General features: G+C 71.9%; 24 protein-coding genes. 11 read left to right on the top strand and 13 right to left on the bottom strand.

Features of this window, described 5'->3' with window-relative positions; genetic code table 11:
- Positions 1 to 46 precede the first annotated feature (46 nt).
- Positions 47 to 985 carry a LysR family transcriptional regulator gene (locus V3T34_RS28320; RefSeq protein WP_091883829.1) on the bottom strand — a complete coding sequence of 313 codons (939 nt, stop codon included), beginning with the start codon at positions 983 to 985 and terminating at the stop codon, positions 47 to 49.
- A 193-nt stretch (positions 986 to 1,178) separates the two neighbouring features.
- Here V3T34_RS28320 and V3T34_RS28315 point away from each other — a divergent pair, with 193 nt between their 5' ends.
- Positions 1,179 to 1,769, top strand: a complete 591-nt coding sequence (locus tag V3T34_RS28315; protein WP_331369336.1) for a DUF1203 domain-containing protein — start codon at positions 1,179 to 1,181, stop codon at positions 1,767 to 1,769.
- A gap of 97 nt (positions 1,770 to 1,866) precedes the next feature.
- Entirely contained in the window at positions 1,867 to 3,255 is a 1,389-nt protein-coding gene (locus V3T34_RS28310; RefSeq protein WP_305078340.1) for an HD-GYP domain-containing protein, read from the top strand.
- Between the two features lie 23 nt (positions 3,256 to 3,278).
- Here V3T34_RS28310 and V3T34_RS28305 read toward each other — a convergent pair whose 3' ends face one another.
- Positions 3,279 to 3,650, bottom strand: a complete 372-nt coding sequence (locus tag V3T34_RS28305) for a hypothetical protein (protein WP_305078339.1) — start codon at positions 3,648 to 3,650, stop codon at positions 3,279 to 3,281.
- A 100-nt stretch (positions 3,651 to 3,750) separates the two neighbouring features.
- Between V3T34_RS28305 and V3T34_RS28300 the strand changes: the two genes are divergently transcribed.
- From V3T34_RS28300 to V3T34_RS28290, 3 genes are all read left to right on the top strand, one after another.
- Entirely contained in the window at positions 3,751 to 4,683 is a 933-nt protein-coding gene (locus V3T34_RS28300) for a LysR family transcriptional regulator (protein WP_060847939.1), read from the top strand.
- 114 nt (positions 4,684 to 4,797) lie between these two features.
- Positions 4,798 to 5,961 (top strand): dimethylmenaquinone methyltransferase, encoded by a 1,164-nt coding sequence (locus V3T34_RS28295; protein WP_305078338.1) that lies wholly within the window; start codon positions 4,798 to 4,800, stop codon positions 5,959 to 5,961.
- A gap of 58 nt (positions 5,962 to 6,019) precedes the next feature.
- Positions 6,020 to 6,394, top strand: coding sequence for a VOC family protein (locus tag V3T34_RS28290; protein WP_305078337.1), 375 nt, complete (start codon positions 6,020 to 6,022; stop codon positions 6,392 to 6,394).
- An 8-nt stretch (positions 6,395 to 6,402) separates the two neighbouring features.
- On the opposite strand, the gene V3T34_RS28285 is transcribed toward V3T34_RS28290, so the two are convergent.
- The 4 genes from V3T34_RS28285 to V3T34_RS28270 form a co-directional block, all read right to left on the bottom strand.
- Positions 6,403 to 7,329: an MBL fold metallo-hydrolase gene (locus tag V3T34_RS28285; RefSeq protein ID WP_305078336.1), complete on the bottom strand. Its 927-nt coding sequence runs from the start codon at positions 7,327 to 7,329 to the stop codon at positions 6,403 to 6,405.
- 369 nt (positions 7,330 to 7,698) lie between these two features.
- Complete coding sequence (locus V3T34_RS28280; RefSeq protein ID WP_305078335.1) at positions 7,699 to 8,742, bottom strand: DUF2865 domain-containing protein; 1,044 nt, start codon at positions 8,740 to 8,742, stop codon at positions 7,699 to 7,701.
- A gap of 144 nt (positions 8,743 to 8,886) precedes the next feature.
- Complete coding sequence (locus V3T34_RS28275) at positions 8,887 to 9,612, bottom strand: sigma-70 family RNA polymerase sigma factor (protein ID WP_091883726.1); 726 nt, start codon at positions 9,610 to 9,612, stop codon at positions 8,887 to 8,889.
- A gap of 373 nt (positions 9,613 to 9,985) precedes the next feature.
- Positions 9,986 to 10,267 (bottom strand): hypothetical protein, encoded by a 282-nt coding sequence (locus V3T34_RS28270; RefSeq protein ID WP_060847933.1) that lies wholly within the window; start codon positions 10,265 to 10,267, stop codon positions 9,986 to 9,988.
- 336 nt (positions 10,268 to 10,603) lie between these two features.
- Between V3T34_RS28270 and pstS the strand changes: the two genes are divergently transcribed.
- The 6 genes from pstS (at position 10,604) to phoB (ending at position 16,296) form a co-directional block, all read left to right on the top strand.
- Positions 10,604 to 11,641, top strand: coding sequence for a phosphate ABC transporter substrate-binding protein PstS (pstS, locus tag V3T34_RS28265; RefSeq protein ID WP_305078334.1), 1,038 nt, complete (start codon positions 10,604 to 10,606; stop codon positions 11,639 to 11,641).
- A 223-nt stretch (positions 11,642 to 11,864) separates the two neighbouring features.
- A complete protein-coding gene (gene pstC, locus V3T34_RS28260; protein WP_060847931.1) occupies positions 11,865 to 12,839 on the top strand; it encodes a phosphate ABC transporter permease subunit PstC in 975 nt (324 codons plus the stop codon).
- A gap of 26 nt (positions 12,840 to 12,865) precedes the next feature.
- On the top strand, positions 12,866 to 13,783 hold the full coding sequence (pstA, locus tag V3T34_RS28255; protein ID WP_082742584.1) for a phosphate ABC transporter permease PstA: 918 nt from the start codon (positions 12,866 to 12,868) through the stop codon (positions 13,781 to 13,783).
- A gap of 119 nt (positions 13,784 to 13,902) precedes the next feature.
- Complete coding sequence (gene pstB / locus V3T34_RS28250; RefSeq protein WP_091747710.1) at positions 13,903 to 14,715, top strand: phosphate ABC transporter ATP-binding protein PstB; 813 nt, start codon at positions 13,903 to 13,905, stop codon at positions 14,713 to 14,715.
- Positions 14,716 to 14,801: 86 nt separating this feature from the next.
- A complete protein-coding gene (gene phoU, locus V3T34_RS28245; protein WP_060847929.1) occupies positions 14,802 to 15,527 on the top strand; it encodes a phosphate signaling complex protein PhoU in 726 nt (241 codons plus the stop codon).
- Positions 15,528 to 15,594: 67 nt separating this feature from the next.
- Positions 15,595 to 16,296: a phosphate regulon transcriptional regulator PhoB gene (gene phoB, locus V3T34_RS28240; protein WP_060847928.1), complete on the top strand. Its 702-nt coding sequence runs from the start codon at positions 15,595 to 15,597 to the stop codon at positions 16,294 to 16,296.
- A gap of 27 nt (positions 16,297 to 16,323) precedes the next feature.
- On the opposite strand, the gene V3T34_RS28235 is transcribed toward phoB, so the two are convergent.
- From V3T34_RS28235 to V3T34_RS28205, 7 genes are all read right to left on the bottom strand, one after another.
- On the bottom strand, positions 16,324 to 17,346 hold the full coding sequence (locus V3T34_RS28235; RefSeq protein WP_305078333.1) for a hypothetical protein: 1,023 nt from the start codon (positions 17,344 to 17,346) through the stop codon (positions 16,324 to 16,326).
- 325 nt (positions 17,347 to 17,671) lie between these two features.
- Complete coding sequence (locus tag V3T34_RS28230) at positions 17,672 to 17,938, bottom strand: hypothetical protein (protein WP_305078332.1); 267 nt, start codon at positions 17,936 to 17,938, stop codon at positions 17,672 to 17,674.
- 182 nt (positions 17,939 to 18,120) lie between these two features.
- Positions 18,121 to 19,509 (bottom strand): dihydrolipoyl dehydrogenase, encoded by a 1,389-nt coding sequence (lpdA, locus tag V3T34_RS28225; RefSeq protein WP_091882152.1) that lies wholly within the window; start codon positions 19,507 to 19,509, stop codon positions 18,121 to 18,123.
- A gap of 3 nt (positions 19,510 to 19,512) precedes the next feature.
- On the bottom strand, positions 19,513 to 20,919 hold the full coding sequence (locus V3T34_RS28220; RefSeq protein WP_305078331.1) for a dihydrolipoamide acetyltransferase family protein: 1,407 nt from the start codon (positions 20,917 to 20,919) through the stop codon (positions 19,513 to 19,515).
- A gap of 3 nt (positions 20,920 to 20,922) precedes the next feature.
- A complete protein-coding gene (locus V3T34_RS28215) occupies positions 20,923 to 21,936 on the bottom strand; it encodes an alpha-ketoacid dehydrogenase subunit beta (RefSeq protein WP_091882158.1) in 1,014 nt (337 codons plus the stop codon).
- A 1-nt stretch (position 21,937) separates the two neighbouring features.
- Positions 21,938 to 23,200, bottom strand: coding sequence for a 3-methyl-2-oxobutanoate dehydrogenase (2-methylpropanoyl-transferring) subunit alpha (locus V3T34_RS28210; protein WP_091882160.1), 1,263 nt, complete (start codon positions 23,198 to 23,200; stop codon positions 21,938 to 21,940).
- Positions 23,201 to 23,248: 48 nt separating this feature from the next.
- A complete protein-coding gene (locus V3T34_RS28205; protein WP_305078330.1) occupies positions 23,249 to 23,497 on the bottom strand; it encodes a hypothetical protein in 249 nt (82 codons plus the stop codon).
- Between the last annotated feature and the right edge of the window lie 9 nt (positions 23,498 to 23,506).

Here is a 23,506-nt window from a genome sequence, read left to right as displayed (position 1 = left end):
CACCATGCCCGCATCCTGAGTACCAAGTTGCGTGCCGATCGTAACATCATGTTACGATCGGGCGCGGCTTTGCGGCAGGCGACCGGCCGTCGACCTGTCCCGGCCGCGCCATCTCCTCGCGCAGGAAGCGCACGAAGCTTCCCGCGAACATGCTGAGCGCGGTCCCGGCCTTCATGGCGATCCAGGTCTCGAAGACCGGCGCCTCGTCGATCGGCAGGACGCGGATGCCCGGGAAGGCGTCGTCCGCGATGGTGAACTGGTCGATCACCGCGATGCCGAGGCCCGCCCGCACCAGCGAGCACACCGTCGAGCCGAACCGGGCCCGGATGGTGATCCCGTAGGACAGGCCGCGCTCGCGGAAGATGTCGGACATGATCCGCCCGTAGGGGTCGTTCGGGTCGATGCCGATCAGGGGATGGCGCACGATCTCCTCGGCCGAGATCGAGGTCCGGGCGGCGAGCGGATGGTCGAGCGGCACGATGCAGAACAGGCCGCCGCGGGCGAGCGGCTCGAAGGTGAGCGCGGGGTGGTCGAGGCGATAGCTCATCGCCACCACCTCGCCCTTGCCGAGCAGCAGGTAGTCGATCGCCTCCTCGAGCTTGAGGATGTTGATGTCGATGACGAGGTGGGGATAGGCCGCCCGCACCCGCTCGATCGCGCGGGGCACCATCACGTGCGAGATCGACGGCACCGAGCCGATCAGCAGCTCCTGGCCCGCGCCTCCTTGGGTACGCTCGAGGACGAAGCGCAGGTCCTCGACCTTGTCGAAGACCGCGTTGATCTGCGCGAAGACGTGGCGTGCCTGCTCGGACGGGACCAGGCGCCCGGCCCGCCGGTCGAACAGCCGGATGCCGAGCGAGGTCTCGGTGTACTTCATCAGCCGGCTGATGCCCGGCGCCGAGACGTTGAGGAGCCGGGCCGCGCCGGCGATCGTGCCCGTCACCATCACGGCGCGGGCGACCTCGATCTGGCGCAGGGTCAACATCGGGCATCCTCGTCGCGGCCGGGCTCTGGTCCGCCGCACGGTACATGATCGAGGAGGGGGCGGGGCAGGCGGGCTTCCGGCTCGTCACCGGCCGCGGACGGGCACGCCGCCGGACGAGGCGCGATTCGACCGCAAGAAGCGGGATGCGGCGGGGGGCCGCCGCGCCGTAGGGCGCATCCGAGGAGGTGCCGCCATGACCCTGATTCCCATGACCCTGATTCCCATGACCCTGATTCCCATGACCCCGATTGCCACGACCCTCGTGCCCGTGACTCCCATCGCCGTGAATCACGGCTCCATGCTCCCGTTCCGCTGCGAGGCGATTCCCACGGAGACGGCCGACCGCTTCCGCCGCACCGGACGCGACGACCGGGGCAATGCCGTCCGGCGGATCGTCGCGACGCCGGACGGCGGGTTTCCCTGCCGGCACTGCCTGCGCCTGGCCCGGCCCGGCGAGACCGTCCTGCTCGGCTCCTACGACCTGCCGCGGCCGCTCGGGATCTACTGGACGCCGAGCCCGATCTTCCTGCACGCCGCCGATTGCCCGCGGGCCGAGGCGGTGAACGAGGTCGCCCCGATCGTGCGGGCGAACCCCCTCGTCTCCATCCGGGCCTACGACGCGGCCGACCTCTGCCTGTACGATCTCGGGCACGTCTGCTCCGGCGCCGAGGTCAACGCGCCCCTCGACCGGGCGCTGGCCGATCCCCGCACGGCCTTCGTCAACATCCACACCGCGCGGCCGGGCTGCCTGCTGACGCGGGTGGTCCGATGGATCGGCTGTTGAACCCCGGGAGATCCTCGTCTTTCCTCTGTGAGTTGATCAGCAATCCTTCATGTCCGGATGCGATCCCGGCGGCAACGAGAGGGGAGGGAGTAGCCCGATGTCGCCGAGCCTGCATGCCGTCGGGGAGACGCCCGATGCCGGCATCCCGCTGTCCGAGTTGCTTGGGGCGCTCAGCCACGCCCTCGACCTCACCGAGGGCCAGCCGCCGGGCCACTGCGTCCGCGCCACCTGGATCGGCATGCATGTCGGCCGGGAGATGGGGCTCGATCCCGACAGGCTGTGGGAGCTCTACTACACGGTGATGCTGAAGGACCTCGGCTGCTCCAGCAACGCCGCGCGGATCTGCGAGCTCTACCTCTCCGACGACATCGGCTTCAAGCGCGACTTCAAGTCGGTCAGCGACAGCCTGCCTCAGGTGCTGGGTTTCGTCTTCTCGCATACGGGGCTCAAGGCCGGCCTCGCCGAGCGCTTCCGGGCCGTCCTCAACATCCTGCAGAACGGCGGCGAGATCGTCGACGACCTGATCCAGACCCGCTGCCAGCGCGGGGCCGAGATCGCCGCGCGGCTGCGCTTCCCGCCCGCCGTCTGCGAGGCGATCCACGCCCTCGACGAGCATTGGAACGGCAAGGGCCGGCCCGACCGCCGCGCCGGGGCGGAGATCCCGCTCTACGCCCGGATCGCGCTCCTGGCGCAGGTGGTCGACGTGTTCCACACCAGCGCCGGCCCGGCGGCGGCGCTCGCCGAGGCGCGGGCCCGGGCCGGCTCCTGGTTCGATCCCGACGCGGTGGCGGCCCTGGAGCGGGCGGCGCGGGGAGCGGGCTTCTGGGACGTGCTCGCCTCCGACGCGGTGGCGGATGCGGTCGCCGCCCTCGAGCCGGCCCGGGCCGGCCTCGTCGTCGACGAGGACTACCTCGACGACATCGCCCGCGCCTTCGCGCAGGTGATCGACGCCAAGAGCCCCTTCACCTCCGGCCATTCCGAGCGGGTCGCGGTCTATGCCGACCTGATCGCGGCCGAGCTCGGATACGCGCCCGAGCGGCGACGCTGGCTGCGCCGGGCGGCGCTCCTGCACGACGTCGGCAAGCTCGGGGTGTCCAACGCCATCCTCGACAAGGCGGCCAAGCTCGACGACGCCGAGTGGCGCGACATGCGCAACCACGCCCTCCTGTCGGAGACGATCCTGGCCCGGGTCGCGGCCTTCCATGCCATCGCCCGGATCGGCGGCGCCCATCACGAGCGCCTCGACGGCAAGGGCTACCCCCGCGGCCTGACGGGGGACGCCATCGCGCCGGAAACCCGCATCGTCTCGGTGGCGGACGTGTTCGACGCGCTCACCGCGGACCGCCCCTACCGCGCCGCGATGCCGATCCCGAAGGCGCTGGGCATCATGCGCCAGGACGTCGGTACCGCCTTCGACCCGGCCTGCTTTTCGGCCCTGGAGCGGGTGATCGCCGGGCTCGACGGCGACCTGTCGCGGGCGGCCTGACCGCCGCCCGCGCTCGAGGAGCGTCACTCGACCGAGGCGGTCCCCTCGACGGTGTCCCAGCCCCGCAACGGCGTCACCGCGACCGCATCGCCGGTGCGGGTGATCGCCACCGCACGGGCCGGGGCGCCGGCTTCCTGCGGTGTCGAGACCGTGACGCTCTGGCCGGGGGCCAGCACCGCCTCGAACCGGGTGGCGGGGGTGGGCGCGCGGTAGGCCAGGGTCACCACCACCCGGTAGCCCGCGGGCTCGGGCAGGTAATAGGCCACCCCGGCGAGCGGGCCGAGATCGAGGCTCGCCGCGACGGTCGGCCGCAGGTCCTGCGCGGAGGCGGCGGAGGCGGCCGCCAGCGTGGCGGCGGCCAGGAGCGTCGTGCGCATCGTCGTGAACAGGGTCATGATCGCGTGGTCCGTGTCGTGACGGGGCTCGGTGCGGCCCCGCATCCATGGCCGTGATATGCGCTGCAGTGCAGCATGGATCAAACAGATCGCATCGATAATGACTATTGATCATATCGATCTATCGCGGATCGACCTCAACCTGCTGGTGGCCCTCGACGCGCTGCTCGCCGAGCGCAGCGTGACCCGGGCGGCGGCCCGGATCGGCATCGGCCAGTCGGCGATGAGCAGCGCGCTGGCGCGGCTGCGGGTCCTGTTCGGCGACGAGCTCCTCACCCGCGCGCCCGACGGGATGCGGCCGACCCCGCGGGCGCTCGCCCTTTCCGAGCCGCTGCGGGCGCTGCTGCGCCAGGTCCAGGGCCTGGTGCGCCGGGACGAGGCGTTCGATCCGCGCACGGTGGTGCGCACCTTCACGATCAGCCTGCCCGACAGCACCGAGGTGCTGCTCGCCACGCGGCTCCTCGCCCATCTGCGGCGGGAGGCGCCGGGGATCAGCCTGCTCCTGCGCGCCGTCGACCGGGCCCACATCCTGGAGGAGATCGACGCCGACCGGGTCGACCTCGCCGTCGACCTGTCGTTCCGCGGCCAGATGCACCACAAGCAGCGCCTGCTCTACCGCGACAGCTACGTCTGCCTGTTCAACGCCGCGCAGGTGGGGCTGACGCCGCCGATCTCGCTCGACGATTACCTGCGCTTCCCCCACGTGCTGACCAGCCTGCGCGGGACCGCCCACGGCGTGGTGGACGACGCGCTGGCCAGGCTCGGCCTCGCCCGCACCCTCGCGGCCACCTCGCCGCGCTTCGTCGCGGTGCCGTTCCTGGTGCGCGCCGCGCCGGTGCTCACCACCATGCATGCCCGCCTGGCGCACCTCTTCGCCGAGACCCTCGGGCTGACCGTGAGCCCGGCCCCGGTCGCCCTCGACGAGGTGGCGGTGGCGATGCTCTGGCACGCCTCCTACGACGACGATCCGGCCCATCGCTGGCTGCGCGACCTGCTGCGGCGCCTGGCCGACGAGCCTGCGGTCCTGTCCTGACCAGCCCGCACGCCCCCTGCCGGGACGGCGCCGATGCCGCTATGCTGGCGGGATTCGCCAGGGCCGGTCCGCGACGGACCGACCCGACCTGAACCGACCGTTGGACCTCTTCCCGTGCGCCTGACCCAGATCACCCACCACGACCTCGACGGCTACGGCGCCGCGACCCTCGTCGCGGCCCATGCCGAGCCGGCGCGCATCGTGCACGTGCCGCGCTACGGCGATGTCGGGCCCGTGGTCGACGACGAGCTGAAGCGCCTGGCGAAGACCAAGGCGGCCGAGATGGTGCTGATCACCGATCTCGGCATCGAGGAGCCGACGATCGCGTTCCTGCGCCGCTTCGCCGCCATGAACCGCAAGCGCGAGGGCGACGCGCCGCACCGGCTGGTGGTGCTCGACCACCACACCTCCTCGATCGACCAGATGCGCCGCCAGGGGCTGGAGCCGAAGGCCGACGCCGACAACCCGCGCCTGTCACGGTTCGACCTCGGCGATCCGGCGGTGACCGTGCTGATCGACGAGAATTCGAGCGCCACCCGGATGGTCGCGACCCATCACGCCCTGTTCGCCACGAAGGCGCCCGACCCGGCCCGGGCCGAGGACCTGGCCCTGCTCGTCGCCTCGGTCGACGCCCTCGACCTGTGGCGCAAGGAGGACCCGCACTTCCCCGGCGGCTTCGCCCTCGACGAGATCTTTTGGGACAACGTCGGCACCCTGGTGCCGGTCGGCCACCCGGCGCACGATCCCTTCGTGGCCCGCCTGCTCCTCGACGCCACGGCGACGCTGCGGGCCGGCGCCACCCCGGCCGAGCTGGAGCGGGCCGTGCCGGCGATCCGCGGCGCGATCGTCGACGACCTGATGCGCGAGGAGCCGAGCGACGATCCCCGCCTCACCACCCGCCAGCGGATGGCCCGGGCGCTCGCCCGCTCCGACGCGCTGTTCCACGCGCTGCCGGACGGCACGCTCCTGTCCTTCGCCCTCGATGCCGGCACCTTCCAGCGGGTCTCCGACCTGGTGATGGCGAGCGGGCGCGCCCAGCGCCTCGTCAACGTGCAGCGCACCGGCACCCTGTCGTTCCGCTCGATCAACGGCACCGCCCTCGACGGCGCCCGCCTGTTCCGCGGCGGCGGCCACCAGGACGCGGCCGGCGGCAAGCTGCCGAGCGGCACCGCCTTCTCGCTCGCCGACGCCGTCGCCCAGGTCGAGCCGGTGCTCACCCCGCCGAAATCGGCGGCTGCCGACAGCCCGTTCGCGGCCCTGAAGAACTGGAAGGGCTGAGGGAAGGCCCGGGGCCGTCCGGGTTCGGGCCCGGTCGGCTCCCGTCCGGAGGGGACGCATGTTCACGCACGTCATGATCGGCAGCAACGACCTCGCGCGGGCGCGGCTGTTCTACGACGCCACGTTCGCCGCCCTGGGCGGCGGGCCCGGCGCGACGGATGCCCGCGGCCGGCTGATCTATGCCCATGCGGCCGGCCGGCTGATGGTCACGACCCCGATCGACGGCAACCCGGCGACCGCGGCCAATGGCGGGACCATCGGCCTCGCCGCCGCGAGCCGCGACCAGGTTCTCGCGTGGCACCGGGCCGGCATCGCGCAGGGCGGGACCGCGATCGAGAGCCCGCCGAGCGAACGACCGAACGGGGCCTTCGTCGCCTATCTGCGCGACCCGGACGGCAACAAGCTCACCGCCCGCACGGCCGCGACGCGGTAGCGCCGCGGTCAGGCCGGCCGATACTCGGAATCGAGCGCCGGCGGGCCGTCGGTCGCGATCCGGCCGCGCTCCACCAGGTCTTCGAGATGGGCGAAGACCGAGAGGGCGGCGGCGGGCCGCAGCATCGGATCGAGGCCGGAATAGAGGGCGGCGACGAGGCCCGAGATGGTGCGCTCGCCGGCCGACACGCGCTCCAGGATGCCGGCCTCGCGGGCACGGCGATGGCCGAGGAGCCCGCGCACGAAGCGCTGGGGATCGCGCACCGGGCCGCCATGGCCGGGCCAGTACACCGTCTCGGACCGCCCGCGCAGCTTCTCCAGGGAGGCCATGTAGGGGCCCATGGCGCCGTCGGGCGGTGCCACGATGCTGGTCGACCACGCCATGACGTGGTCGCCGGAAAACAGCGCGTCCTCCTCCGCGAAGGCGAAGGCGAGGTGGTTCATGGTGTGGCCGGGGGTCGCGAGCGCCGTCAGGGTCCAGCCCGGCCCGGTCGCGCTCTCGCCCTCGGCGAGCTCCCGGTCGGGCCGGTGGTCGGCGTCGCCCGCGGCGTCGAGGCGGCCCTGCTCGAGACCGCGCACGGCGCGGGCCGGTCGGTGCGGCCCGCAGCCGACGATCGGCGCGCCGGTCGCCGCCTGGAGCGGGCGGGCGCCGGGTGAGTGGTCGCGGTGGGTGTGGGTGACGAGGATCGCCGCGATGGTCTCGCCGTCGAGCGCCGCCAGCAGGGCCGCCCGGTGCTCCGGGTGGTCCGGGCCGGGATCGATCACCGCGACGTGGCCGTGCCCGACCACGTACGTGCAGGTGCCGCTCTGGGTGAAGGGCCCGGCATTGGGGCAGACGAGACGCCGGACGAGCGGCGAGACCGCCTCGACCCGACCGCTCGCCGGGGCCTCGCGCTGGAAGGCGGGCGCCGCCTCGGTTGGCTCAGATTCGCTCACCGGACCGGCTCCTGACGCGGCGTGGACGGGGACGCGTCCGGGTTAGCCGGCGTGGCCCCGCCCTGTCGAGGCCCGGCCCGGTCTTCGCCGCGAGCCCGTCAGCTCACCATCCAGGCCCAGCAGAGCAATCCTGCGAAGAACAGGCCCGAGCTCAAAAACACGGCCGCGACTTCGCGGTACTGCAGCAAACGATTCTCGAGCGCGGGCGACATGGCGGGCGACAGCATGTTAGGGGGGAAGCCGGAGCAGCCGGAACCGGAACATTGTCCTCCCGCGGGCCTGTGAATCGCAAGCGCCGCGTGGGGGCGGAGCCGCGGAAGACCGGCCCTGTCTCCGGACCGCAACAGGCGGCCGGGCCGGCCTGCGCGCCTACCGGAACGGGGAGGGCGCCACGACCCGGACCGGCAGGAAGCCGGCATCGCTCACCACCTCGGCAAAGCCGACCGCGCGCGAGGCGTAGCGCAGGCGTCCGGCGTCGCCCTGACCTTGGCCCTTGGCGGCAGCCGCCAGGGTGCGGCGGAACTCGGCCCGGGCGCGCTCCTGGCGCGTCACGTCGAGGGTGCGGTCGAGGTCGCGTCGCGCCGTGGCCGAGAGGGCGCCGGCGCGGCGGAACTCGACGAAGCGCGCCTCCCCGGCGCGGTCGCGGCCGGCGAAGATCGTCGCGCCGACGGCCCGGGGGCCGGGCCCGGCCGCCACCGCGTCGCCGGGCCGGAGGGTGGCGTCGCGCAGGAGCAGCCGGGCGTAGCCGCCCTCGCCGGGCCGGCAGGCGCAGCTCTGCACCTGGCGCGTCCGGTAGATGTAGGCCGCCGCGAGGCTGCGGTATGGGCGGCCGTCGAGGCTGACCGCCCGGTCGAGCTCCTGGCCGGCGCGCAACGTGTAGAGGGCGGTCTGGGCGCCCGGGCAGGCGGCCTGGCAGGCCTCCTGATGCGCCGGCAGGGCGTCGCGCCCCTCGAGGTTGGCGAGCGGGAACATGTAGCCGTCGCAGGTGCGCACGCAGACGGTGCGGTCGTGGCTGCCGGCGACCCCGCCCGGCGTGTCGGTCCGTTCGACCGCGAGGCGCAGGCGGGGACGCTGCGGGGCCTGCGGCGAGGCCGATCTCGGCAGGGACGCCTGCGGGCGGTGCACCGGGGTGACCCAGCGCGGCGCATCGACGGCTACGGTCGCCGGGCGGCTGGTCCAGCGGATCCGCCGCTCGCGCAACGCCGCCTGGGGCCGGGGCGCGCGCGCCGGCAGGCCGAGGCTGCGCGGCACCTCGCCGAGGAGAAAGTCGAGCACGCCGGCATCGTCCGCGGCCTGCACCAGGGTGGTGCCGGCCCCCACGCCGCCGAGGCCGAGCAGCAGGCCGAGGGCGAGGCTCCGCACGAGGGCGCGCGAGCGGCCGCCGCCGGGCTTCATCAGGTTGGGGACGGTCACGGGGGAGCCTCACCGAAGGTTAAGGCCAATTAACCCCTCGCCCCGGACCCCCGCAACTGCGGAGAACCGCTGAGATAACAGCTTCATGACTCGCGGGCGCGGGCGTCTCGACTCCGCCCGGCGCCCGCCCGGGGCTGCGCCCGTTCAGGCGCCCTCGCCCATGGCCGACTGCATCATGCGGTCGCCGGTGAGGTCGTCGTCGCCGTAGCCGAGGAGTTCGGCGAGGCGGTTGCGGGCGCGGTTCACGCGGCTCTTGATCGTGCCGATCGCGACGCCGCAGATGCCCGCCACCTCCTCGTAGGACAGCCCCTCGGCACCCACCAGGATCAGCGCCTCGCGCTGGTCGGGCGGCAGCTTGGCGAGACCGGCGCGCAGGTCCTGCACGTCGAGGCGGTGGCCCTGGTCGGGGGCGGTGAACAGGCGCGCGGCGTAGGAACCGTCCTCGTCCTGGACCTCGCGCATCCGCTTGCGCTGCTCGGAGTAGAAGGCGTTGCGCAGGATGGTGAACAGCCAGGCGTTCAGGTTGGTGCCGGGCTGGAAGCGGTGCTGGTTCTGCCAGGCGCGCAGGATCGTGTCCTGGACGAGGTCGTCGGCCCGGGCGGCGTTGTTGGTGAGCGAGAGCGCGAAGGCGCGCAGCGACGACAGAGCCGCCAGCATCCCCTCGCGGAAGGCCGGCTCGACCGCCCGGCCCTGCTCGGCGAGCGCCGCCTCGAGCCGCTCGATCAGGGCGAGGAAGACCTCCGGGGTCGCCGCGGTCTCGAGCGGCGCGTAGGCCGCGCGCAACTGGTGGCCGAGATGGCGCTGCACGGTCGGCGGCAGGCCGGGCTTCGACTCGGGCGTGGCCAGGATGGGATTGTCGGTGGACGCCATGCGACTCTCACGTTCTGAAGCGGGGAGGTGGGGCGGCGCGGGTCCGGGCCGCGCGCCATACCCCGCCGGAGCTTCCTTCAAGCGGGAAGGTGGGGCGCGGCGGCGCGCTGTCGACCGGTGCGCAACGCCGCGGGGCGGGTCAGCGGAGCGGCGGGCGATGCCGTGTCCGGTCGCGCGCTCCGTCGCGCGGCGCATGCCTGGTCCGCCCTTCGCTCCACCGCATCGCCAATGCTCCAGCTCGCCGCGCGAGGGCGCGGCCGCGCCCGGGCCGGCGGCCCGGGTCGCCGGGGGCAACGGTCTCGTACGGCCCAGGTTCCCACCTCCGTGGTCGCACGCGGGCGGGAGCGTCACGGCCGCCTGCGTCCCGCGGGCCCTACCAGGTCCGTGCGCCGGGCTGGCTGCGGTATTCGGCGGCGCGGATGCGCGTCATGATGCGGTCGAGATCGGCCAGCAGGGTCGTCTCCTCGGCCTGCGCGGCCGCGACGGCGTCCGGATCGGCGAGGTAGAGGCGCTCCTGCTCGGCGCGGGCGAGCCGCTGCTCCAGCGCGGCGCGCTCGGCATGGAGGTCGAGCAGCGCCCGCCGCCCCGGCTCGTCGGGGTGCCCGGGCGCCTCGCCGTCCCGGGCCGCATCGGTCTTCGTGTCGAGGTCCTGCACGGGATCGCGTCCTGCTGTGGATGAGGGGCGAGGGGTGATGGGCAGCGATGATGGGCAGCCCTGCCGGATCATCGCCCTTTCCAACGCGCGAGGCGGCCGAAACGTCGCATCCGGGCGGGCGCTGTCATCCAACTGTCACCGGATCGTCATAGGGCCGGCGTGAGGCCTAGAGTATCCGTCGCGCCGCGACGACATACGGCCTGGCAAGCATCAGGACGGGGTCCAGCGCAGCCCGGGGAGGCCGGTCGCGTCCTCACCGGCCGTCGACGGCAGGATGTCGGGACGACGAATCGTCCCCGCATCGGGCCGGCCCGATCCGAACACGGAGAGAACCCAGTGAAGCCTTTCTCCTACGCGCTCGTCATCGGGCTCGCGACTGCCCAGATCGCGACCTCGGCGCTCGCCCTCGACATCACCGGCGCCGGCGCCACCTTCCCGTTCCCGATCTATTCCAAGTGGGCCGAGGCCTACCGCAAGGAGACCGGCAACGGCCTCAACTACCAGTCGATCGGCTCGGGCGGCGGCATCAAGCAGATCCAGGCCAAGACCGTCGATTTCGGCGCCACCGATGCGCCGCTGAAGGGCGAGACCCTGACCAAGGACGGCCTGGTCCAGTTCCCGACCGTCATGGGCGGCGTCGTCCCGGTGGTGAACATCGCCGGCATCAAGCCGGGCGAGGTCAAGCTGACCGGCGAGGTCCTGGCCGAGATCTACCAGGGCAAGATCAAGAAGTGGTCCGACCCGAAGATCGCCAAGCTCAATGACGGCGTGAAGCTGCCCGACGCCCCGATCACCCCGGTCTACCGGTCGGACGCGTCCGGCACCACCAACATCTTCACCACCTACCTGTCGGACGTGTCGGCGGCCTGGAAGTCCGAACTCGGCGTCTCGACCACGGTCAGCTGGCCGGCCGGCCAGGGCGGCAAGGGCAACGAGGGCGTCACGGCCGTCGTCAAGCAGGTCCCGAACGCCATCGGCTACGTCGAGTACGCCTACGCCAAGCAGAACAACCTGCCGGTCGCGCTGATCCAGAACAAGGACGGCCAGTACCCGATGCCGGGCGACGAGGCGTTCCAGGCTGCTGCCGCCAACGCGGACTGGAAGGCCGCCCCGGGCTTCGGCATCTCGCTGACCAACCAGCCCGGCGCCAAGGCCTGGCCGATCACCGCCGCGACCTTCATCCTGGTCCACAAGAACCCGGCCGACGCGGCCCGCACCGCCGAGGTGCTGAAGTTCTTCCGCTGGGCCTACAAGAGCGGCGACAAGATGGCCTCCGACCTCGACTACGTGCCGCTGCCCGACAAGGTCGTCGGCCTGGTCGAGGACGAGTGGAAGTCGGTCGCCAAGGACGGCAAGCCGGTCCTCGGCCAGTAAGCCGCGCCGCGGCCGACAGATCCCGGGAGGGCGGTCCCCGCCCTCCCGTCCGCCGGCGCGGGGCGCCGGCCGGACGCTCCGATCCCCGCGCGATGCCGGGCAGGCATGCGCGGGGATCAAGCACAGCCGAGATTCCGCCGCCCGCCGGGCCCTGGCGGATCGCGTCCGACTCGCCTCGATCCGCCGAGCGCGCTAGAGGCCGCTCACTCCAAGGGAAACCCGGATGGTCGCGTTGTCTGAGAACGTCGCAGTGGCAGCGAGGCGCGAAGTCGCCCGCCGCGCCCCCAGCCCGGTGGGCGATCGCATCTTCCGCGCCGCCGCGTTCGCGTCGGCGCTGCTCGTGCTGCTGGTGCTCGCCGGCATCCTGGCCTCGATCGCCTATGGCGGCTGGCCGGCCTTCCAGGCCTTCGGCCCCGGCTTCCTGGTCTCGAGCGCCTGGAACGTCGGGCGCGAGGAGTACGGCGCGCTCGTCGCCATCATCGGCACCCTGGTCTCGGCGCTGCTCGCCCTCGTCATCGGCGTGCCGATCTCGCTCGGCATCGCGATCTACCTGACCCAGCTCTGCCCCGGCTGGGCCCGCCGCCCGGTCGCGATGACGATCGAGCTCCTCGCCGCCGTGCCGAGCATCATCTACGGCATGTGGGGCCTGTTCATCTTCGCACCGCTCTTCGCGCGCTTCGTGCAGATCCCGGTCTCGAACGTCGTCGAGGGGATGCCGATCGTCGGCACCCTGTTCTACGCCCAGGTGCCGTCGGGCGTCGGCGTGCTCACCGCCGGCATCATCCTGGCGATCATGATCGTGCCCTTCGTGGCCTCGATCACCCGCGACATGCTCGACCAGATCCCGACGGTGCTGCGCGAGAGCGCCTACGGCATCGGCTGCACCACCTGGGAGGTCGTGCGCCACGTCCTGATCCCGCAGGCCTCGGTCTCGATCATCGGCGCGGTGATGCTGGGCCTCGGCCGCGCGCTCGGCGAGACGATGGCGGTCACCTTCGTGATCGGCAACGCCAACCGGCTCTCGGCCTCGATCTTCGATCCGGGCTCGACCATCGCCTCGCGCATCGCCAACGAGTTCAACGAGGCCGACGGCCTCCAGCTCAACTCGCTGATGGCGCTCGGCTGCATCCTGTTCGTCGTCACCTTCATCGTGCTCATCATCGCCCGGCTGCTGGTGCGCCGCGCGAAGGTGGCCTGATCCCGCTCCCGCACGGACGTTTCCCGATGAGCGCCTCCCCCGCCGCGGTCTCAGGGTCCGCCCCCGCCGCTCCCGCCCGCCCCGCCCCGCCCGAATGGGGCCGGGTCCGCGCCGGCCGGCGCACCGCCGACAAGGTCCTGATCGTCGGCTGCACCCTCGCCACCGCCCTCGGCGCGATCGTGCTCGGCTCGATCCTGCTGATGCTGATCATCCAGGGCGTGCAGGGCTTCTCCCCGGCCCTGTTCACGCACGTCACGCCGGGCCCCGGCTCCGAGGGCGGCGGCATCGCCAACGCGATCCTCGGCAGCCTGGTGATGACGGCGCTCGGCATCGTCGTGGCGACGCCGGTCGGCGTGCTCGCCGGCACCTACCTCGCCGAGTACGGCCGGACCTCGCACCTCGCCAACCTGATCCGCTTCCTCAACGACATCCTGCTCTCGGCGCCCTCGATCCTGATCGGCCTGTTCGTCTACACCCTGATGGTGCGGCCGATGGGCGGCTACTCGGGCTGGGCCGGCGCGGTCGCCCTCGCGATCATCGCCACCCCGGTGATCGTGCGCACCACCGAGGACATGCTGCGCCTGGTGCCCGGCACCCTGCGCGAGGCCGGCGCCGCCCTCGGCGCGCCGCTCTCGATCGTCATCCGCAGCGTCACCTGGCGGGCGGCGCAGTCGGGCATCGTCACCGGCGTGCTGCTGGCGCTCGCCCGCATCGCCGGCGAGACCGCGCCGCTGCTCTTCACCGCGCTCAACAACAATTCCTGGTTCAGCCCGAACCTGATGGGCGGCGTCGCCAACCTCCCGGTCATGATCTACCAGTTCGCGCTCTCGCCCTACGAGAACTGGCGCCAGCTGGCCTGGGCCGGCGCGCTCCTCATCACCGTCACCATCCTGGGCCTGTCGATCGTGGCCCGCCTCGTCCTGAGCGGCCCGAAGGGGCGCTGATCCGCATCTCCGGCAGCACGCGGGTCGCTCCGCGACCGGGTGCTGCTCTCCTTATCCGACTTTGCCGCATTTCCTTCGACGGCTTTCGTCGAAAAATGCTCCTGCCCGGAGACACACCGATGAGCGCCACCGCCACCGCCGTGCCGGTCGTGGGCCAGAGCACGGCCGACGAATCCGCCGCGATCCGCCTCGCCGTGAAGGACCTCAACTTCTACTACGGCGACTTCAAGGGGTTGAAGAACATCAACCTCAACTTCCTCGACCGCCAGGTCACGGCGCTGATCGGGCCGTCGGGCTGCGGCAAGTCGACGTTGCTGCGCACCTTCAACCGCATCTACAGCCTCTACCCCGAGCAGCGCGCCGAGGGGCAGATCCTGCTCGACGGCCGCAACATCCTCGACCCCTCGATCGACCTCAACGAGCTGCGCGCCCGGGTCGGCATGGTCTTCCAGAAGCCGACCCCGTTCCCGATGTCGATCTACGACAACATCGCGTTCGGCATCCGGCTCTACGAGCGCCTCGGCAAGGCCGATCTCGACGTCCGCGTCGAGGAGGCCCTGCGCAAGGGCGCCCTGTGGGACGAGGTGAAGGACAAGCTCAAGCAGTCCGGCATGGGCCTGTCCGGCGGCCAGCAGCAGCGCCTGTGCATCGCCCGCACGGTGGCGCAGCGCCCGGAGGTGATCCTGTTCGACGAGCCGACCTCGGCCCTCGACCCGATCTCGACCGGCCGCATCGAGGAGCTGATCGAGCAGCTGCGGGGCGAGTTCACCATCGCCATCGTCACCCACAACATGCAGCAGGCGGCGCGCATCTCGCAGTTCACCGCCTTCATGTATCTCGGCGAGCTGATCGAGTTCGGGCCGACCAACCGGCTGTTCATGAACCCTTCGAAGCGCCAGACCCAGGACTACATCACCGGCCGGTTCGGCTGAGGCGTCCCGCCCTCGTCCCACCGGTCCGGCCCCCTGCCGGGCCGGCTCGATCCCACGCTCCACTTCATCGCGGGGAGTCTCACTCCATGTCGAACCACATCGTCACCTCCTACGATCAGGAGCTGCAGAACCTGCGGCGCAGCATCGCCGAGATGGGCGGCATCGCCGAGAAGCTGGTGGCCGATTCCGGCCTCGCGCTCCTGCGCCGCGACACCGCGCTCGCCCAGTCGGTGATCGCCGCCGACCAGCGCCTCGACGGGCTGCAGCGCGAGATCGAGGAGAAGGCGATCCTGCTGATCGCCAAGCGCCAGCCGATGGCGATCGACCTGCGCGAGACGATCTCGGCGATCCGCGTCTCGGGCGACCTCGAGCGCATCGGCGACCTGGCCAAGAACGTCGCCAAGCGCGTCGTCGCCATCGCCGACCAGGTCCAGCTGCAGAAGATCGTCGTCGGCGTGGAGCACATGAACGAGCTGGTCCAGGGCCAGCTCAAGGACGTGCTCGACGCCTACGCCACCCAGGACACCGTGGCGGCCCTCGACGTCTGGGCCCGCGACGGCGGCATCGACGCGCTCTACACCTCGCTGTTTCGCGAACTCCTGACCTACATGATGGAGGATCCGCGCAACATCACGTTCTGCACGCACCTCCTGTTCTGCGCCAAGAACGTCGAGCGCATCGGCGACCACACCACCAACATCGCCGAGACCATCCACTACCTCGCCACCGGCGAGACGCTGACGACCGACCGGCCGAAGAACGACGGGTCGAGCTTCGCCACCGTGGATCCCCAGTCCTCGTCCAAGGCCTGACCGGATGGCCTGCCCGGCCGCGAGGCCGGGCCGGCCGTCCCGGCGGCGACGACCCTGAAGTGCCCCGATGAGTACCCGCATCCTGATCGTCGAGGACGAGGAGGCCCTGACCCTCCTCCTGCGCTACAACCTCGAGGCCGAGGGCTTCGAGGTCGACGCCGTCGCCCGCGGCGACGAGGCGGATATCCGCCTGCGCGAGCAGGTCCCCGACCTCGTCCTCCTCGACTGGATGATGCCGGGTCTCTCCGGCATCGAGTTGTGCCGGCGCATCCGCGCCCGCCGCGAGACCGAGCGGCTGCCGGTGATCATGCTGACCGCGCGCGGCGAGGAGGGCGACCGGGTGCGGGGGCTCGCCACCGGCGCCGACGACTACATCGTCAAGCCGTTCTCGGTGCCCGAGCTCCTGGCCCGGGTGCGCGCGCTCCTGCGGCGCTCGAAGCCCGCCCACGTCGCCGACCTGCTCGTCGCCGGCGACATCGAGCTCGACCGGGTCAGCCACCGCGTGCGCCGCGACGGCCGCGAGCTGCATCTCGGCCCGACCGAGTTCAAGCTGCTCGAGTTCCTGATGCAGAGCCCCGGCCGGGTCTTCTCCCGCGAGCAGCTCCTCGACGGCGTCTGGGGCCACGACGTCTACATCGACGAGCGCACGGTCGACGTGCATATCGGCCGCCTGCGCAAGGCGATCAACCGCGGCCGCGACTCGGACCCGATCCGCACCGTGCGCGGCTCCGGCTACTCCTTCGACGAGATGTTCGCGCCCGAGCCGTGACGCCGGACGGCCGTCGGCCGGTCCGGGTCAGAACTCCATCCCGAACTTGACCCGCAGGCTGTGCCGTTCGAACTGGTTCAGCCCGAGGGACCGGCCGGCCAGGGCCGGGTCGGTGTCGCGGCCCCAGACCTGCCCGGCATAGGCCACGGTCAGCCAGACCTTCTCGGTGAACCGGTGATGCAGCGCGGGCCCCAGGGTGAGCGCCTCGCTCTCCAGCCGGTTCAGGAAGGCCCCTTCGTAGCCGCGCAGGTAGCGGACTTCCGGGCCGAGATAGGTGTTGTCTCCGACGCGCCCCACGAGAGCGTTCGACCACAGGAAGGTCGAGGAGCGATAGCCCGGGCCGCCCCGCTCGCGCCCGGCCGCCGGCTCGACGCTGAGGTTGCTGCCGTACCAGAGCTTGTCCGGCACCACCTGGACGTCGAGCTGGAGCAGGCTCTCGACGTCGAAGATGTCGGCGCCGCGGCCTTCGACCGGGAGGACGCGCGTGAAGCGAGGGCGCACCTCCAGGGCGAGACCGAAGGGCTGCTCCTTCGAGCCCTTCAGGAACTGGTACTTCACCTCGAGCGAAACGCCGTCGAAGGCGCCGTAGGACTTGTCGTCCAGATCGAGGATGTTGCGCTGGCGCCGCAGCGTGCCGAAGGCGCTGAGTTCGAGGCTTAGCCTGTCGATGGGGTTGAACTGGTAGGCAAGCCGCGTGTCGAGCACGCGGTAGGCCGACCGGCCGGGGCCGTCCCGGCGCTTGCCGATGCGCGAGACGGTGTCGACCACCGCTTCCCGCTCGCCCTTCTCGCCGGCATCGGCGCCTTCCGTGAAGCCGAACAGGTGCTCGGTATCGACGTCCTTCCCGTCGTCCGTCTTGCTGGACGAGTCCGATTCGCGGCTCCGGCCCTTGCCGCTCTCGCGCGCCCCACCTTGATCGGCTGCGGGCTCGCTCTTCGTCCCTGGCCCGCCGCCCGGCGCCGCCAGCACGGGGGCCGGAGCGGACAGGAGGAGGAGCAGGACGCCTGCCGCGGCCGACAGAGGCCCGACCGGCTCGGTGGTTCGGGTCATGATCGCGCGAGGGCCTCTGACGTGCCGTGCTCCAGCATGTCCGGTTAAAACGAAGCCGGAGGCGTTGGCTGCAGCAAAATGGCAACGCTTGTAAGACCTCCGCACGGGTCGGGATTAAGGACCGACATCGGCGCGTCGGGCGACGACCGACCGGACGCTGCGCATGCCCGATGCCACCGGGCCGCTCCCGGCGGCTCCGCGCGCGGTCGACAGGATTCGAGGTTTGCCGCGGAGCGAGCGCCGCGACGGGCCGGATCGGCGTGGATCGTCCCGGTCACGCCGATCCGGCCGCACCCCGGGCAATCCCGACGCCCGACACCAGGTCCTAGGCTCCAGCTTTCGTGGCGCGCGGAATTGAGCATTGCCGAACGACTTGCGCGTTCGTAAGGTAATCAAGTCTATAGGGGAGCAGTCCCGTGGAAAAAATCAGAAACATACTGATGATGTCGGCGCTCGTCTCGATCTCCGGTCTCGCGGCGGCGCCGGCCTCGGCATAGTCGCGGGCCGATCGCGAGAGATGCGCGGAGTCGGTCGGAATCCAGACCCACCACAACGGGCGGAACGTCTGGATCAGGAACAGGGTGCCGAGCAAGACTTACTACGCGTTCCTCCGCTGCACCGACGCTCTCGCCATGAAGCGCGCGGACGCCACGCCGGGTCGTCGCTGACCGGCGGCTGGCACCGGGGGCCACCTCGCGCCCCCATGTCTCCTGCGCCCATGTCTCGCACGCCGAGCGGCCGTCGCCGGACGGTTCCGTCCGGCGGGGCCTGCCTTCAGATGTGCAGCGCCTCGCCGAGCGCCCTGAGGTTCGCCTCGTGGAAGGCCTCGCCGAGGGTCGGGTGGGCGTGGATCGTGCCGGCGACGTCCTCCAGCCGGGCGCCCATCTCGAGCGCCAGGCCGAACCCCGCCGCCAGCTCCGAGACCCCGGCCCCCACCGCCTGGATACCGAGGATGAGGTGGTTGTCCGCCCGCGCGGTCACCCGCACGAAGCCGTCCTCGGCGCCCAGGGTCATGGCGCGGCCGTTGGCGGCGAAGGGGAAGAGGCCGGTGCGGATCTCGTGGCCGGCGGCGCGGGCCTCGTCCGGCGACAGGCCGGCCGAGACCACCTCCGGGTCGGTGAAGCAGACCGCCGGGATCGCCACCTTGTGGAAGGCACGGCGGCGCCCGGCCACGAGGTCGGCCACCATCTCGCCCTGCGCCATGGCGCGGTGGGCCAGCATCGGCTCGCCGGTGACGTCGCCGACCGCCCAGACGTTGCGCATCGAGGTGGCGCAGCGCTCGTCGATGCGGATGAACGGCCCGCTCATGTCGAGGTCGAGCCGCTCTAACCCGAGGTCGTGCGTCCGCGCCTTGCGGCCGACCGCGACCAGGATCACCTCGGCGGGGATCTTTCGGGGTTCACCGCCGACCTCGACGTCGAGCGCGTCGCCCGAGAGCCCGGTCGCCTTGGCGCCGAGCAGCACCTCGATCCCGAGCGCGCCGAGGCGTCGCGCTACCGGCCGGGTCAGCTCGGCATCGTAGGCCGGCAGGATCCGCTCGGCCATCTCGACCACCGTGACCTTGGCGCCGAGCTTGGCGAAGGCGGTACCGAGCTCGAGCCCGATATAGCCCGCCCCCACCACCGCCAGGGTGGCGGGGACCTTCGGCAGCGACAGCGCCTCGGTCGAGGAGATCACCCGCCCGCCGAAGGGCAGGTGGGGGAGCGCCGCCGGAACCGAGCCGGTGGCCAGGATCACGTGCTCGGCCCGTACCCGCTCGGGTCCGGTATCGGTCTCGACGAGGCAGGTCTTGCCGTCGACCATCTGCCCGCGCCCGCGCAGGATCTTGACCCCGCCGCGCTTCAGGAGCGACGCGACCCCGGTGTTGAGCCGCCCGACGATGCCGTCCTTCCAGGCCACCGTGCGGGAAAAATCGAGGCTCGGGGGGCCGGCCGAGAGACCGAAGGGCGAGGCGTCGCCGGCCTGCAGCACGGCGGCGTGATAGGCCTCGGCGGCGTGGATCATCGCCTTCGAGGGGATGCAGCCGACGTTGAGGCAGGTGCCGCCCAGCCGGTTCTCCTCGACCAGCACGGTGTCGATGCCGTGCTGGCCGGCGCGGATCGCCGCGACGTAGCCGCCCGGGCCGCCGCCGAGCACCAGGAGCTTGGTGGTGATCTCGCCCACGGGTCAGGCCTCCATGAACAACGTCGCGGGCGTCTCGAGCAGGCCTTTCAGCGCCTGCACGAACAGGGCGGCGTCGTAGCCGTCGACCACCCGGTGGTCGAAGGACGCCGAGAGGTTCATCGTCAGGCGCGGCACGAAGGCGCCGTCGCGCCAGACCGGGCGCATCACCTGCTTGTTGACGCCGATGATCGCCACTTCCGGCCGGTTGATCACCGGGGTCGTCACGATGCCGCCGAGCGCGCCCAGCGACGTGATCGTGATGGTCGAGCCCGAGAGTTCGTCGCGGGCGGCCAGGCCGTTGCGGGCGGCGTCCGCCAGGCGGCGCACCTCGGCCGCAGCGTTCCACACGTCGCGGGTCTCGGCGTGGCGGAGCACCGGCACCATCAGTCCGGACGGGGTCTGGGTGGCGATGCCGACATGGATGCCGGCATGGCGGTGGATCACCTCCGCCTCGTCGTCGTAATGCGCGTTCATCTGCGGGAAGTCCGGCAGGGCGCGCACCAGGGCCTGGACCAGGAACGGGATCAGGGTCAGCTTCGGCCGGCTTCCGCCGTAGCGCTGGTTGAGGGCGGCGCGCAGCTCCTCGACCGCCGTCACGTCGACCTCCTCGACGTAGGAGAAGTGGGCGACGCGGCGCTTGGCATCGGCCATGCGCTGGGCGATGCGCCGACGCAGGCCGATGACCTTGATCTCCTCCACGCCGGTGCGGGCGACGCGGCCGGCAGGCGCGGGCGCGGCCTCCTCGGGCGGCGCGTCGAGGTAGGCGTCGAGATCGTCGTGGCCGATCCGGCCGGCCGGGCCGGTGCCACGGACCTGGCGCAGGTCGATGCCGGCCTCCAGCGCCCGCCGGCGCACGGCCGGCGAGGCAACGGGCTTCTCGCCCGCCGGGCGTGGCGGGCCGGAGGAGGGAGCAGTCGCCGCGGGGCGCGGGGCAGGGGCCGACGGCTTTGCCGGAGCGGGCTTTGTCGGCTCGGCGGGCTTGGGTGCCGCGGCGGGCTTGGGTGCCGCGGCGGATTGCGGGGCGGGCGCGGGCTGCGCCGGCTCCAGACCGTCCGCGGCCGGGACCAGGGCGGAGGCGGGCTGGCCTGCGGCCGCGTCCTGCGCCTTCGCGACCTCGGGCGCCACCGCGACGCCGGAGTCCGGGGCTGAGGCGGGCGCGGCATCCCCGCCCTCGATCTCCAGCCGCACCAGTTCGGCGCCGACCGCCAGCATCTGGCCGGCCTCGGCGCCGAGCGCCGCCACGGTGCCGCTCACCGGCGAGGGGATCTCGACGGTGGCCTTGTCGGTCATCACGTCGGCGAGAGGCTGGTCCTCGCGGACCACGTCGCCGACCTTGACGTGCCAGGCCGAGACCTCGGCCTCGGCCACGCCCTCGCCGATGTCGGGGAGCTTGACGATGCGAAAGCCCATGGCTCAGCCCTCCAGCGCGGCGCGAAGGGCCCGGCCGACGCGCTCGGGACCCGGGAAGTAGGCCCATTCCTGGGCGTGCGGGTAGGGCGTGTCCCAGCCCGCCACCCGGACGATCGGCGCCTCCAGGTGGTAGAAGCAGGATTCCTGCACGAGCGCCGCCAGCTCGGCGCCGAAGCCCGAGGTCAGGGTCGCCTCGTGGGCGATGACGCAGCGCCCGGTCTTGCGCACCGAGGCCTCGATCGTCTCCATGTCGAGGGGGAGCAGCGTGCGCAGGTCGATGACCTCGGCGTCGATTCCCGTCTCGGCCGCGGCGGCTTCCGCGACGTGCACGATGGTGCCGTAGGCCAGAACCGTGACGGCCGCGCCCTCGCGCCGGATCGCCGCCTTGCCCAGCGGCACGGTGTAGTGCCCGTCCGGCACCTCGCCGAGGTCGTGGCGGGCCCACGGGGTCACCGGCCGGTCGTGGTGGCCGTCGAAGGGGCCGTTATAGAGGCGCTTGGGCTCCAGGAAGATCACCGGGTCGGGATCCTCGATCGCGGCGATCAGGAGGCCCTTGGCGTCGTAGGGGTTCGACGGCACCACGGTCTTGAGGCCGGCGACATGGGTGAACAGGGCCTCGGGGCTCTGGCTGTGGGTCTGGCCGCCGAAGATGCCCCCGCCGGTGGGCATCCGCACCACCATCGGGGCGGTGAACTGGCCGCCCGAGCGGTAGCGCAGGCGCGCGGCCTCGGACACGATCTGGTCGTAGGCCGGGTACATGTAGTCGGCGAACTGGATCTCGATGCAGGGCTTCAAGCCATAGGCCGCCATGCCGACGGCGGCGCCGACGATGCCGAGCTCGCTGATCGGCGCGTCGAAGCAGCGGCTCTTGCCGAAGCGGGCCTGCAAGCCTTGGGTGCAGCGGAAGACGCCGCCGAAATAGCCGACGTCCTCCCCGAACACGACCACGTCGTCGTCGCGCTCCATCGATACGGCCATCGCGTCGCGGATGGCCTCGATCATCGTGCGGCGCGGCATGTCAGTACCCCGCCTGCTGGCGCTGGCGGCGCAGGTGGGGGGGCATCTCGGAAAACACTCCTTCGAACATGTCGCGCGGGGAGGGCTTGCCGCCGGCATGCAGCGTGCCGTGGGTCTCGGCCTCGCGCTGGGCAGCCACGACCTCGTCGAGGATCTCGGCCTCGCCCTGGCGGTGGCGCTCCTCCGACCAGGCCCCGCGGGCGATGAGGTGATCCTTCAGGCGCTTGACCGGATCGCCGAGGGGCCAGGCGTCGAACTCGGTCTTCGGCCGGTAGGCGGAGGGGTCGTCGGAGGTCGAATGCGCGCCGGCCCGGTAGGTGACGTACTCGACGATGGTCGGCCCGAGGTTGCGCCGCGCCCGCTCGGTCGCCCATTTCGCCACCGCGTGGACGGCGAGGTAGTCGTTGCCGTCCACGCGCAGGGACGGGATCCCGAAGCCGTGGCCGCGCGCCGCGAAGGTCGAGGAGCCGCCCCGCGCAAAGCCCTGGAAGGTCGAGATCGCCCACTGGTTGTTGACGACGTTGAGCACCACCGGCGCCCGGTAGGTCGAGGCGAAGACCAGAGCCGCGTGGAAATCCGATTCCGCGGTCGAGCCGTCGCCGATCCAGGCGGCGGCGATCCTGGTGTCGTTCTTGATCGCCGAGGCCATCGCCCAGCCGACCGCCTGGACGTATTGCGTCGCGAGGTTGCCGGAGATCGAGAAGAATCCGTGCTCCTTCGACGAATACATCACCGGAAGCTGCCGGCCGTGCAGCGGATCGTTCTCGTTCGAGTAGATCTGGCACATCATGTCGACGAGCGGGTAGCCGCCGGCGATCAGCAGCCCCGCCTGCCGGTAGGTCGGGAAGTTCATGTCCCCGGGTTCGAGCGCGCGGCGGAAGGCGGTGCTCACCGCCTCCTCGCCGAGATGCTGCATGTAGAACGAGGTCTTGCCCTGGCGCTGCGCCATCAGCATGCGGGCATCGAAGGCGCGCAGCTTCATCATGTCGCGAAGGCCGGCGAGCAGTTCCTCGTCGGTGAGCGAGCCGGCCCAGGGACCGACCGCCTTGCCCTCGGAATCGAGCACCCGGATCAGCGTGTAGGCGAGGTCTCGGATGTCGGCCGCCGCCACGTCCACCTCGGGCCGGCGCACCGCACCAGCCTCCGGGATGTCGAGATCGGAGAAGCTCGGGTTGCCGCCCGGGCGGACGGCCGGCTCGGGGACGTGGAGGCTCAAGGGTGCGTGGGGATTGGGAGCGTGGGGGCTCGGGGCGTCTGGCGGCATGGGGAGGCCCTTACGGGGAGGGTGTCGCGGACGATGCGGGATGGAGTGTCAGGACGGCGCGCCGACCTGCGCCTCGACCACCATTGGATGGCGCGACAGGCGATCGGCGAGGACGGACGGGTCCGTCCCGTCGGGGACCAGGATCGAGAGGGTGACGGCGGAGGAGGTGGCGTCGAGCGTGAGGTGTCTCAGTCTGTCGCCGGCGCGTTCGACTTCGCCGAGCGGGCGCGTGACGCCGTCGAAGACGTGGAGGATCCGCGCCCGGACCTCCACCGCATGCTCTTGTTCAAGAGCCATCTGCGCCCT

The organism is Methylobacterium ajmalii, from assembly GCF_036448855.1.
Taxonomy (GTDB): Bacteria; Pseudomonadota; Alphaproteobacteria; order Rhizobiales; family Beijerinckiaceae; genus Methylobacterium; species Methylobacterium ajmalii.
Note: the sequence above shows the minus strand (reverse complement) of the source record. Positions and strands in the feature narration are given on the sequence as shown.